Source organism: Hydrogenophaga sp. L99 (assembly GCF_058731905.1).
Window position 1 is genome coordinate 1,068,214 of sequence record NZ_CM178972.1, and the last position, 12,491, is coordinate 1,080,704.

Annotated in this window: 10 protein-coding genes; 7 read left to right on the forward strand and 3 right to left on the reverse strand. The window is 65.3% G+C overall.

Going from position 1 to position 12,491, the window contains the following annotated elements; genetic code table 11:
* The first annotated feature begins 115 nt into the window (after positions 1-115).
* The 3 genes from AC4QBL_RS05120 to chrA all read left to right on the forward strand — a co-directional run bounded on the left by AC4QBL_RS05120 (position 116) and on the right by chrA (position 3,842).
* On the forward strand, positions 116-2,062 hold the full coding sequence (locus AC4QBL_RS05120) for a GspE/PulE family protein (protein WP_472906475.1): 1,947 nt from the start codon (positions 116-118) through the stop codon (positions 2,060-2,062).
* Between the two features lie 114 nt (positions 2,063-2,176).
* Positions 2,177-2,587: an arsenate reductase (glutaredoxin) gene (gene arsC, locus AC4QBL_RS05125; protein ID WP_472906474.1), complete on the forward strand. Its 411-nt coding sequence runs from the start codon at positions 2,177-2,179 to the stop codon at positions 2,585-2,587.
* Entirely contained in the window at positions 2,565-3,842 is a 1,278-nt protein-coding gene (gene chrA / locus AC4QBL_RS05130; protein ID WP_472898975.1) for a chromate efflux transporter, read from the forward strand. The genes arsC and chrA overlap by 23 nt, the downstream gene beginning before the upstream one ends.
* Before the next feature lie 24 nt (positions 3,843-3,866).
* Here chrA and AC4QBL_RS05135 read toward each other — a convergent pair whose 3' ends face one another.
* Positions 3,867-4,724: an AraC family transcriptional regulator gene (locus AC4QBL_RS05135; protein ID WP_472898976.1), complete on the reverse strand. Its 858-nt coding sequence runs from the start codon at positions 4,722-4,724 to the stop codon at positions 3,867-3,869.
* 95 nt (positions 4,725-4,819) lie between these two features.
* On the opposite strand from AC4QBL_RS05135, the gene AC4QBL_RS05140 reads away from it, so the two are divergent.
* The 4 genes from AC4QBL_RS05140 to AC4QBL_RS05155 all read left to right on the forward strand — a co-directional run bounded on the left by AC4QBL_RS05140 (position 4,820) and on the right by AC4QBL_RS05155 (position 9,316).
* Complete coding sequence (locus tag AC4QBL_RS05140) at positions 4,820-6,049, forward strand: MFS transporter (protein ID WP_472898977.1); 1,230 nt, start codon at positions 4,820-4,822, stop codon at positions 6,047-6,049.
* 27 nt (positions 6,050-6,076) lie between these two features.
* A complete protein-coding gene (locus AC4QBL_RS05145; protein ID WP_472906473.1) occupies positions 6,077-7,783 on the forward strand; it encodes a thiamine pyrophosphate-binding protein in 1,707 nt (568 codons plus the stop codon).
* Between the two features lie 180 nt (positions 7,784-7,963).
* A complete protein-coding gene (locus AC4QBL_RS05150; protein ID WP_472898979.1) occupies positions 7,964-8,659 on the forward strand; it encodes a helix-turn-helix transcriptional regulator in 696 nt (231 codons plus the stop codon).
* A gap of 6 nt (positions 8,660-8,665) precedes the next feature.
* Entirely contained in the window at positions 8,666-9,316 is a 651-nt protein-coding gene (locus AC4QBL_RS05155; protein ID WP_472898980.1) for a Crp/Fnr family transcriptional regulator, read from the forward strand.
* A gap of 54 nt (positions 9,317-9,370) precedes the next feature.
* On the opposite strand, the gene AC4QBL_RS05160 is transcribed toward AC4QBL_RS05155, so the two are convergent.
* Positions 9,371-11,377 carry a S8 family serine peptidase gene (locus tag AC4QBL_RS05160; RefSeq protein WP_472898981.1) on the reverse strand — a complete coding sequence of 669 codons (2,007 nt, stop codon included), beginning with the start codon at positions 11,375-11,377 and terminating at the stop codon, positions 9,371-9,373.
* Positions 11,374-12,483, reverse strand: a complete 1,110-nt coding sequence (locus AC4QBL_RS05165) for a phosphatase PAP2 family protein (RefSeq protein WP_492131634.1) — start codon at positions 12,481-12,483, stop codon at positions 11,374-11,376. The genes AC4QBL_RS05160 and AC4QBL_RS05165 overlap by 4 nt, the downstream gene beginning before the upstream one ends.
* Between the last annotated feature and the right edge of the window lie 8 nt (positions 12,484-12,491).

Here is a 12,491-nt window from a genome sequence, read left to right on the forward strand (position 1 = left end):
GGATGTGTGGCGGTGCTGCGCCGGCTTGAAGGTTGCTGAAGCGCAAGTCGAAAGCTCCAGAGATGCGCTAAGTTCATTGGTGAGCAAACGAAGTGATCAACCTTGAGGAAACCGGATGACATTTTCTTCCCCGATGGAATTGGAGCATGGCGTGTCTGCGCCCAGCGCTTGGCAGTCTGTTTACAACCTGCCACTGTTGATGGTGGCCATTGAGTCCCAACACCGGTTGCCCATTGTGAATCTGCGCGAGGCGCTGCGCCAGTTGCGCATTTTGGATGTTGCCACGCTGGAGCAGCTGGCCGCTGAAGACCCCGACCTGCTGCGCTCGCGTTCGCCTGAACTGGTGCAGCGTCTGTTGCTGACTAGCGATGAGCTGCACCGGGCTTTGGCGCGTGTGGCGGGCCTGGTTGAGGTGGATGTGCTGGGGTTCAACTGCGAAGCCCATGCGTTTGATATCTTGCCTTTGCGTGAAGCCCACGGACTCACGGTGGTGCCGCTGGGCATGGCCAACGAGCAGTTTTTCGTGGCCTCGTGTGCGCCCACCAGCGCCGAACTGCACCAGCAACTGTGCTCCATCACCGGGCACTCGGTGAGCCTGGTGTGGGCCAGCCGTGAAGCCATTGAGCGGCGGCTGGCGGTGCAGGACAAACTGGCGCAGAGCGGACACACCAACAGCCCGGCTGCCATCGTCGACGAGGTTCGGCGGCGCCTGATGCCCCACCCCACGTCCCATGCCAACCCGGAACACGCTGTGCTGGACGATTTGGTGATGCAGGCCATGGTGGAGGTGGGCAGTGGCGCGGAAGCCGAGCAACTGGTATCGGCCAGCGAGTCGGCGGGCATGGTGCGCCTGGTCAACCAGATGATCACCGAGGCACAGCGCACACACGCCTCGGACATCCACATTGAAAGCAACCCGGGCGACGCCTTGACGGCGATCCGCTTCCGCCGCGATGGCGATCTGGAGCCCTACCTGTGGGTGCCGGCCAAGCTGCGCGGGCCACTGGTCTCGCGCATCAAGATCATGGCCCGGCTCGATATTGCCGAGCGCCGCCGCCCGCAAGACGGCAAGATCGATTTTTCGGAGTTCGGCGGCAAGGCGCTTGAACTGCGTGTGGCGGTGATGCCCACGCACGACGGCCTGGAAGACGTGGTGCTGCGGTTGCTGGAGTCGGCCAAGCCCCTGCCGCTCGCCCAGTTGGGTCTGCAGCCGCGCGACCAAGCGCTGATTGCGGGGTTTTCACAGCGCTCTTTCGGCATGGTGCTGGCGGCCGGCCCCACCGGCTCGGGCAAAACGACCACGCTGCATTCGATGCTGGCTGAGGTGAACACCGCCGAGCGCAAGATCTGGACGGCGGAAGACCCGATTGAAATCACCCAGCCGGGGCTGCGCCAGGTGCAGATGAACCCCAAGATTGGCCTCACCTTTGCCAGCGCCATGCGCGGGTTTTTGCGTGCCGACCCAGACATCATCATGATTGGTGAGGTGCGCGACGCCGAGACCGCCAAGATTGCGATTGAAGCGTCACTGACAGGGCACCTAGTGCTGTCCACCCTGCACACCAACAACGCCAGCGAGAGCGTGGTGCGCTTGTTGGACCTGGGCATGGACCCGATGAATTTTGCCGACTCGTTGCTGGGAATCGTGGCGCAGCGGCTGGTGCGGGCTTTGTGCCCGCACTGCGCACAAAGCCAACCGCTGGACCAGGCCGCTTGGGAAGAATTGCTGATTGAATACATGGACGGCAGCGCACTCAGCCGCGAAGAGGCGCAAGCCAGGCTGCTCAAGGCCACCGGCGCCGAGACGATTGGCAGCATCCAGACGCGCCACGCCGTGGGCTGCGAACATTGCGCGGGCAAAGGCTATAAAGGCCGGTTGGGTGTGTACGAAATTTTGCAAAACAGCCGGGCCATCAAGCAGCTCATTCAAAGCCGGGCACGGCCTTCCGAGATCTTCGACACCGCCGTGAACGAGGGCATGCGCAGCCTGCGCCACGACGCGCTGGAGAAGGTGGTGCAAGGGCTCATCGACATGAAGCAGGCACGCCTGGCTTACCGTTGAAGCTTGATAGGCGCGGCCGTTCAGGCCGCCACCGCAACACCGACAGGCCGGGGCTGGGTGCGGGGTGTGTTTGAATGCGAGGTTTTGGAAGATACACACACCATTTGCCCGCCCATGCACGCGCCCATCACGATCTACCACAACCCCCGCTGCAGCAACTCGCGCAAGGTGCTGGCGATGCTGCACGAGGCCGGTGTCCAGCCTCAGGTGGTGGAATACCTGAACGTTCCGTTCAGCGGCTCCCAGCTGACCCAATGGCTGGCCGCCATGGGCATGTCCGCACGCGATCTGATGCGCAGCAAAGAAGCGCTCTACGAGACGCTCGACCTGGGCAACCCCAACTGGACCGAACCGGACCTGATCGGTTTCATGGTGGCGCACCCCGTTTTGGTGAACCGCCCGATTGTGGTGGCGCCGTTGGGGGTCCGTCTGTGCCGCCCGCCCGAGCGTGTGCTGGAACTGCTGTCCCATCCTGCAGGCGCTCAGACCAGCGGGGGCGGTGATGCCGCAGCGCCCGGTGCATGACGAGTCGTCCCGCTTTCAGCGGGTCGTTGCTGTTTTTCTGATCTTTCTGCGCCTCGGTTGCACCTCGTTTGGCGGCCCCGTGGCCCACCTGGCTTTTTTTCGCACCGAGTTTGTCGAGCGCCGGCGCTGGCTGGACGAGCGCAGCTACGCCGATCTGGTGGCGCTGTGCCAGTTTTTGCCCGGCCCAGCGAGCAGCCAGGTGGGCATGGTGCTCGGCTGGCAGCGGGCGGGCTGGGGCGGTTTGGCGGCGGCCTGGCTGGGCTTCACGCTGCCGGCTGCTGTGCTCATGGTGGGTTTTGCCTATGGGGTCACGCAGCTGGCCACGCTGCAGGCTTCGCCTCTGTGGCAAGGCGCATTGCATGGGCTGAAGGTGGCCGCTGTGGCGGTGGTGGCGCAGGCGGTGTGGGGCATGGCCCGAAGCCTGTGCCCCGATGCGGCACGTCGTGCGCTTGCTTTGGTGGCTGCTGCGCTGGCTTTGGGCGTGCCATGGTTCACCGGCGCAGGTCTGGCCTGGGGCCAGCTGCTGGCCATGGCGGTGTGTGCGCTGGCGGGTCTTGCGGTGGGAGCCCGCTGGCTGCCACCACCCCAGGCCGGCGCCGGCGCTGACACGCACCGGGGTTTTGGCTTGCCACGCGCAGCGGGTTGGGCCGCGTTGCTGTTGCTGGCTGCTGCGTTGCTGGGCTTGCCGCTGTGGGCCGCAGGCAGCGGTTCTGCGCTGCTGGCGCAGGTGGACGGTTTCTTTCGCGCCGGCGCGCTGGTTTTTGGTGGCGGGCATGTGGTGCTGCCGCTGCTGCAGTCGTCTGTGGTGCCCAGCGGCGCGGTGGATGCGGCCGATTTCCTGGCCGGCTACGGTGCGGCCCAGGCCATGCCGGGCCCGCTGTTTTCCTTTTCGGCTTACCTCGGCGCGGTGATGAACCCGGCGGTGCTGGGCCCGCTCGCGCCTTGGCAGGGCGGGGCACTGCTGTTGTTGGCGGTGTTTGCGCCAGCCTTGCTGCTGGTGGTGGGGCTGCTGCCGTTTTGGGAGGCACTGCGCCAGCGCCCTGGCGTGCGCACCGCCATGACGGGCTTGAACGCCGGCGTGGTGGGTCTGCTGGTGGCCGCCCTGATTGATCCCGTGTGGCCCAGCGCCATTCACACGCCGGCAGACTTCGCGCTGGCCCTGTTGGCGCTGCTGGCACTCATCCGCTGGCGGCTTTCTCCCTTGTGGGTGGTGCTGGGATGCGCAGGCGCGGGGGCTTTGTGGGCGCTGACCTGAAGGCCGCCAGGCAGACCCGCAGGCTCAGTGTGGGTCCGCGGCGCGGGCACCCATGCGGGTGGGTGGTTGGCCCAAGGCCGCTTTGAACATGGCGCTGAAGGCGCTGTCACTCGCGTAGCCGCTGGCCGCAGCAACCTGACTCACCGGTAGGCCTCGTGCCAGCATGGGCAGTGCGTGTGCCAGCACCACTTGCTGGCGCCAGCGCTGAAAACTGGTGCCCAGCTCGTCGCGAAACAGCCGTGCCAACGTGCGTTCGCTGGCGCCGCTGAGCGACGCCCATTCGGCCAGCGTGGCGTGTTGCGTGGGGTTCTGCATCACCGCCTCACACACCGCCCGCAGGCGCCGGTCCCCGTGGCGGGCGCTGGGCATGGGCACACCCAGTGGCTGTGTGGCGGCGTGGTCCATTTCGGCAATCAGCAGCGTGTGCACGGCCTGGGCACGGGTGGCGGGCTGGTTCAGATGGGGCTGGTCGATCGCCAAAATAAGCTGGCGCAGCAATGGCGACACCACCAGCACGCGCGAGCGGGTCCAGTGCGCGGGTACCACGCTGGCGTCCACATACAGCGTGAGCAGCTGGGCGGCTTCCACGATCGTCACCGCATGTTTGGCGCCGGGGGGAATCCACAGCGCGCGGGAAGGCGGCACGATGGTGGTGGTTTCCGGGCTGTGCTGGTCGGTGCCCAACGCGCCATTGGCCAGCACGGTGACCCGCAGCAAGCCACTGGCGCAGTAGGCCAGCTGGCCCCAGGGGTGGTCGTGGGTTTCGAGCTGGTTTTCGCTCTCCAGCAGGCGCGGGCGGCAGCGTATGGGCTGTGCGGGGCTGGGTTGAAAGTGCTTCGAGTCGCCCAGGGGAACGGCGCGGCGGGGTGGTCGGCGTTGCATGGGCGGTGGCTCCAGGGCGGTGGGTTGGCTGAAATTCAACAATGCTTGTCTTTTTAGCGCATTTCAGCCCGCAGCACCACCCGTAACATGCCGACATGACCACTGCCACCCTGAATGCCACGGCGCTCGCCAATCCCGTCCCGTTGAAGCAGGACGCCGCCGTGATTGGCCTGGTGGGCCTGGCCCACGGCACCTCGCATTTCTCCCATTTGCTGCTGGCGCCGCTGTTTCCGGTGTTCATGCGCGACTTCGGCCTGAGCTATTCCGACGTGGGGCTGCTCATGAGCATCTTTTTCGTGATTTCGGGCTCAGGCCAGGCCATGGCGGGTTTTGTGGTGGACCGCATTGGTGCGCGCCCTGTGCTGTTTGCGGCGGTTAGCCTTTTTCTGCTGGCCGCACTCGCTGCTTCGCAGGCCACGGGCTACGGTGGCCTGGTGCTGGTCGCCATGCTCGCAGGCCTGGGCAACGCGCCATTTCACCCGGCCGATTTCACCATCCTCAACCAGCGCGTGTCACCCGCGCGCCTGGGCCACGCGTTCAGCGCGCACGGGCTCACCGGCAATCTGGGCTGGGCGCTGGCGCCTGTGTTTCTGGTGGGCATCACCGCGCTGGCCGACTGGCGGGTGGCTTACTACGCTGCGGCGCTGCTGTATGTGGGCGTGCTGGGGCTGCTGTTTTGGCAGCGCGACAAGCTGCGCACCGAGGTAGCTGTGCGCCATGCCGACGCGCCCAAGGGCGCCGAGCTGGCCTACCTGAAACTGCCGGTGGTGTGGTGGTGCTTTGCGTTCTTTCTGCTGTCCACCATGACGCTGGCCGTGGTGCAAAGCTTTGCACCCTCCATTTTGAAAGCGATGCACGGCGTGAGCGTGGAAGCGGCCACGCTCACCGTCAGTGCCTACATGTTGTGTGGTGCGTTGGGCATGCTGGTGGGTGGTTTCGTGGCCGCTTATGGACACAGCCACCGCTGGTCGAGTGACCGGGTCGTGGCCATCTCCATGTCCAGTGGTGCCGTCCTGTTGCTGGTGTGCGCCACCGGCTGGCTGGGTGCTGTGGGCACCATGGCGGCGCTGGCTGCCACCGGGTTTGCCGTGGGCGTGGGTGGGCCCAGCCGCGACATGATGATCAAAAAAGCCACGCCCAAAGGCGCCACGGGCCGGGTCTATGGCACGGTCTACTCGGGACTGGATGTGGGCTTTGCCATTTCACCGCTGGTGTTTGGCACCTTCATGGACCGCGGCTGGTACGCGCTGACCCTGGCCGGGGCGGCCGTGGTGCTGGCCATTTCGGTGCTGGCGGCGGTGGGTGTCGGGCGCAGGACAGCCTGACGGCGGGGCCACGGCACAATGGACGGCATGACCGAAAAACTCGCTGGCCACCTGCTCGTTGAATGCCTGATTGCCCAAGGCACCACCCACGCTTTTGGGGTGCCCGGTGAAAGTTACCTGGCCGTGCTGGACGGCTTTCACGCCCACGCCGATCGCATCCGTTTTGTGATCAACCGGCAAGAGGGCGGCGCCGCCTTCATGGCCGAAGCCCAGGGCAAGCTCACCGGCCGTCCGGGCGTGTGTTTTGTGACGCGCGGACCGGGCGCAACCAATGCCTCCATTGGTCTGCACACCGCCTTTCAGGACAGCACACCCATGGTGCTGTTTGTGGGCGATGTGGCCAGCGACGCGCGAGACCGCGAGGCTTTTCAGGAGGTCGACTACCTGAGCTTTTTCGGCCCCAGCACCAAAGGCATGGCCAAACGCGTGGAGCGCATCGACGACGCCCGCCGCATTCCCGAATATGTGGCGCGGGCCTTTGCCACCGCCATGAACGGCCGGCCTGGCCCCGTGGTGCTGGTGCTGCCCGAAGACATGCTGACGCAAACCGTGCAGGCAGAGTCGCTGCCGCGTGTGGAGCCGGTGCAAGCCTGGAGCGACCCGGGCGCGCTGCGCACCTTGCGCGAACTGCTGTTGCAGGCCGAGCGCCCGCTGGTGATCGCCGGTGGCGGCGGCTGGACGCCGCAGTCTGCCGCTGCGCTGCAGCGCTTTGCTGAAAACTGGCAGCTGCCAGTGGCCAATGCGTTCCGGTTTCAAGATTGCTTTGACAACCACCACCCCCACTACGCCGGCGACGTGGGTCTGGGCATCAACCCCGCGCTGGCTGCGCGCGTGCGCGACAGCGACCTGCTGATCGCCATTGGCCCGCGCCTGGGCGAGGCCACCACGGGCGGCTACGCGCTGGTCGAAGCGCCGGTGCCGAAACAGAAACTGGTCCACATCCACGCCGGCGCCGAAGAGCTGAACCGCGTGTACCAGGCCACACTGGCCATCAACGCCACCATGAACGCGGCGGCGCGCAGCCTGGAAGTGTTGACGGCACCACCGGGTGTGGCCTGGGGCCAATGGACGCAGGCCTGCCATGCCGACTTTGAAGCCAATGTGGACGAGGCCAACGGCGGCATCCAGTTGCCGGGCACGATCGACATGCCGGCGATCATCCACACCCTGCAGCGCCACTTGCCGAGCGATGCCGTGCTGAGCAACGGCGCGGGCAATTTCGCCAGCTGGTTGCACCGCTTTTACCGCTACACCGGTCTGGCCAAAGGCCACAAGACCCAGCTGGCTCCCACCAATGGCGCCATGGGCTACGGCGTGCCCGCCGGCATTGCAGCGTCCATCCTCACCGGGCGCACGGTCTTCACCATCGCCGGCGACGGTGATTTTTTGATGAATGGCCAGGAGCTGGCCACGGCTGTACAGCACGGTGCCAAGACCATCATCTTGCTGCTCAACAACGGCACCTACGGCACCATCCGCATGCACCAGGAGCGCGAATACCCCGCGCATGTGAGCGGCTCCAGCCTGGCCAACCCCGACTTCTGCGCGCTGGCACGCGCCTACGGTTATGCGGCCGAATGCGTGAACCACACAGCCGAATTTGAGCCTGGCTTGCAGCGAGCCCTGATGGCAACGACTGGAACGGTCATTGAGGTGCGGCTGGACCCTGAGGTCATCACCACCCGTGGCACGCTCACCGCTATTCGCAACAACGCGCTCAGGGCGCAGGCCTGAGCGGGTCAAACCGGCGACGTTCCTTCTTGTGCGAGGGACTGTGTTGGTATTTCAGCCTTGTTTGAAAGTTGTATGGATGCAAACTTTCGGGTAATAAATCACAACTATGGTGGTACCACGGTACACCCTGTGGCTGCGCTTCCTGCCTAAAGTGTCATCAACCTTGAAGGAGAGATGACCATGTGGCCAGCGAACGAAATGGGATGGGGTACCAGCGCACAGGCGAACACCTCGAGGTCTCTGTCGCCGGGGCTGGGTTTCAGCCAGATGCTGCGGGTGCTTGACGAGATCGATTACGGCATCCTCGTCGTGGACCCCAAGGGCCGCATTCAGCATACCAACCACCTCGCCCGCCACGAACTGCACGGGGGGAAAATCGTTTTTTCTCACGGCAATGTGCTGATGGGCGCCACCACCGAGCTCACCGAAGAGATCGAACTCGCGATCGAACACGCTTGCCGGGGGCAGCGCCGCCTGGTGTTGCTCAACCTGGAAGGGCGCGAACTGCCCGCTGCTTTCATCCCCCTGAGCCACCCGCTCGAAAATGACGCGCCTTCGGTGTTGGTGCTGTTGTCGCGCCAAAACGCTTGCGACAACCTCGCGGTCCGCATGTTTGCCCGAGCACAAGGCCTGAGCCCCAGCGAAGAGCTGGTGCTGATCGGGCTGTGCCGGGGCTTGGCGGTGCCCGACATTGCCCAGGAAAACGGCGTGGCGCAATCCACGGTGCGCAGCCAGGTGAAATCGCTGCGCGAAAAAACCGGGTGCGCCAGCATCCGCCAGCTCATGCGCCGGGTCAACAGCCTGCCGCCCGTGGTGCCTGCCTTGCGAATCATCACACCCATGCCCCACAATGTCACGGACTTTGCCCACCCGTGACGCTGGATGCCCCCCAACACCGCTCTGCCTGACAGTTCCCTCCCGACCCGCCATGTTGAAGCGCTGGCGGCGCTTGGCACGCCGCGCCGTTACCGGCGTGGGGCACTTCTCATTCAAGAGGGCGAGGTCGGGGACACGATTTACATCGTGCAACAGGGGCGCTTGCGTTCGTTTTTAGCCGACAACACCGGCAAAGAGCTGACCTTGGGCGTGCATGGCCCGCTGGAATACGTGGGTGAGATGTCGCTGGATGGCGGGCCCCGCTCCGCCAACGTGGAAGCCTTGGAGAGCAGCATTTGCTCGGTGGTGACCCGCGCCACGCTGTTGGCCTACATCTCTGAAGAGCCTGAATTTGCCATGGAGTTGCTGGGGCGTGTCATTCGCCGCGCTCGGCTCGCCACCGAAAGTGCCCGCAGCATTGCCCTGATCGATGTGTATGGCCGGCTGGTGCGTTTGCTCAACCAGATGGCGGGTGAGTACGACGCCAACGGCGAGCGTGTGCTGCAAGAGCGGCTCACCCACCAGACGATGGCTCAGCACCTGGCTTGCTCGCGGGAAATGGTGAGCCGCCTGTTGCGCGACCTGGAGGCGGGCGGCTACATCGCAGTGCGCGAACGCTGGATCTGGCTGCTCAAGCCATTGCCCGCGCGCTGGTAGCGCCACACCAGGCTGCCTCCCGCAGGCAGGCCAAGTGTCCCTTTCCCAGGGAGTTCAGTGGCGATTGAGCAGCTCGCGAGCGATTTGCGGCGCAGCCGAACTGGTGCCCGCCAAGCGCACCACGCTGCCGCTCAGGCTGCCGGCACCCAGCACGCCCCAAAGCGCCGGGTTGTCGTCGCTTGCGGCCAGTCTGTCCGGCACCTTTTTCACGCCTGGGCGTTGGGGGCGGCCAGCGTCGGGGTCGGGCTTTTGGGGCGAATACAGCGCGAACGGACTCACAGGGCTCTTGGGGTCGGCCTCGCGGCGCGTGCCGCCCACGCTCACGGTGCGTTTCCCCGTGGACAGGCTGTTGAACGTGCCGCTGCGGCGAATGGGCGTGGGGTTGCCTGGATGGTCTACCCAGGCTTCCGGGTTGCCGCTGGTGTCGTAGAGCGCGTCTTCAAAATACGACTGCTTGGCTCCGGTGTTTTGGCCGAGCACCACGTCGTCCCGTTCAATGTAGGCGTCGAACACCACGGCCTGTTCACCCCTGTTGGTCAGCGTGATTTCCCACTTGCCAAAGGGTGCGGTGGTGACGGATGCCCTGTGGCTGAAGGTGGGTGCCAGTGCCAGCAGGGCGCAGGTGCCTTGCCGGCCCAGGGCCGAACGGCTGGGGTAGATGAGGCCACACACCGGGGCTGCGTCTGGCCCTTTCGATGAAGAACATCCTCCCCACAAACCCGACTGACCCATGCCCACGGGCGGCAGCGATTGGGCATGGCCTGGCGGCCTGACGGCCACCGTCACGCCCTCAGCGCCCTCTGGCAGCCATAGTTCCAGGAAGCTCTCGGTGTGGTCGTCGGGCAGCACGCGCCAATTTAAGGTCAGGGACTGACCAGGCTGCAGCGTGGCGTTGGCATGGGTGCGGCTCTGGTACGCGTTGCCCGCCGGTACGGCGATCTGCAGACGACCGTTTCGCAATTCAATCAACTGGTCCATGGCAGCTTCAAGAATGGAGCTGCCGTCGTGCGGGCCAGCCAGCGTGCCCCAGCTGATGTTGACCACCACCTCGGCCGAATCGGCACACCGGGCCAGGATGAACATGAGGCCGTCGAGAACGCTGACGTTCAGGGCTCCGCCGGATGTGTCGAGCACGTTGGCCCAGTCGAGCTGCACGGCGACCAGGCTCACCTGGCTGGCTTCGTCATGGTGTGGGCTCAGCGGCAGACCGGCGCCCGCGGCCAGGCTGGTCACGTGGGTGCCGTGGTTGACCGGGCGGCTCAGGTCCTCCATTTGCAGGTAGGCGTAAAGCGCCTCTTCGTCCAGCTGCCCTTGGTGTGAGTGTTGGGCCATGGCCTGGTTGATGGCTGCGCTGGTGAGTTCGTGGCCATAGCCCATGTCGTCTGGGGTGGGGCCGGCACGTGCGGGGTCCAGTGCCACCGCGTTGCGCCCGCGCACCGCCTGCCCAGGCCAGGCGCCGCCATGGCAGTTGCTCTGCCGCCACAAGTGCTGCACACGGGTGGGACCGCTCCCGTGGTTGCTGCGGAAGGTGGCGTTGGCCACGGCCAGGCCGCCGTCGATCACGCCCAGGACTTTGCCGGTCAGCCGTGCGTCGGGTGAGGACGCCGGCCCGGGCTCGTTCACGCGCTCCTGTTTGGCGCACGGATGCGCGATGGCATGGGTGTATTGCCCCACCGGCAAGCCCAGCTCGTAACGCTGAATCAGGCTGCGCAGGTGGGCGTTGTGCCGAAGGTGGTCAAAGAAGGCCGAACGCACGCGGGCTGTGCAATAGCGCAGCGTGGGCAGGTTGGCGTTGAGGTATGCCCGTGGGATTTGCAGCCAGCGCGTGGACGCAGCGTCCACCAGCGCGCGCACGGTAGCCTGGGGTGTGAGCTCGATCACGATGGGCAGCCACTTGGGCGGCTTGCGACCTGAACCCAGGCGGTAGCCGGCAAAGTCCTCGCTTTCGGCCCAAATCAGATACGGGTCTTCGCTGGCAGTGGCGCCGGGGTGGCTCCAATTCGTGCCGGTGAAAACGCCCTTTGGCAGGGGCTGCCAAGGTTTAGGTGGCGTGGCCTTCATGCCCACTCCTTGAGCGCTTCCTCCCAAAGCCAGCCCAGCAGCGGGGCGCTGCCTACAGAGTAGCCGCTGCCCGCGCGCGAATAGCCGATCTGGCCGTCGTCGAGCGACTGATGCAGGCTGAAATCGAGTGCATGCCCGTCGGCCTTTTGGTAATCGCGGGCATTGAAGCCGCTCGCGTGCACTTTGCCGCCCGTGGCGCGGGCCACCAGGAACTCGGCCAGCGCGGTGCCCAGCAGGCGCCCGCAGGCACTGTCCACGGGGAAATGAAGACCCGCCACCACCCGGTTGGTTGAAATGCGTGCGGCCAGGCGTTGCAGATCTTCTCGGCAAGCGGTGCCGTTGGGGAGTGCGGCGTCCGGGTGGGATGCGGCGTTCAGCAGTTTCTCCAGGAGCAAGGCGATCGCAAATGCCTCCGTGGCGTGCCCGCTGGGCCAGCTGCCATGGCCTGGTGTTTCGATCATGGGCTGGATCTGGGGCGACAACGCCACAGGCCGCAGGCAGGCAAAGATGTGCTTGAAACGCATTTCCGTTTGCACGCACAGCAAATACACCAGTTCCATGAGTTGGCGCGTTTTGGGGTGGCGGTGGGCGGTGAGCCCAACCACAGACGACCAAAACGCCACAGGGAGCCCCATTTGCGCCACCACCTCTGCAGCGCGATCGGCGCGCAGGTCGGCGTAGGCGGCCACCAAGTCGAGTTGTTTCTTGAACTGCCCCTTGCTGGGCGCGCGCAGGCTCACCAGAAGCTGGCGCTGTATGTTGGTGGCTTGCAAGTTGGCAAACCCCAGTTCAGCCTCTTTGGGTCCGTTGCGGGTCTTGAAAGACAGACCTTCGGTGAGTTCACTGAAACAGGCTTCGATGCGAGGCCCATCGGCCCACAGGGCGAGGTTGGTCGGTTTGTCGAAACCTGGTTCGTTGGCGTGGAGCACCGCACCGCGAAAAGGGCCAACGGTGGCGGCACGACTGAGGATGGTCGACTCCACGGTGACGACTCCCATGCCACTCATGCCACTCATGCCACTCATGCCACTCATGCCACTCATACCGCTCATACCGCTCATACCGCTCATACCGCTCATACCGCTCATACCGCTCATACCGCTCATGATTTTCC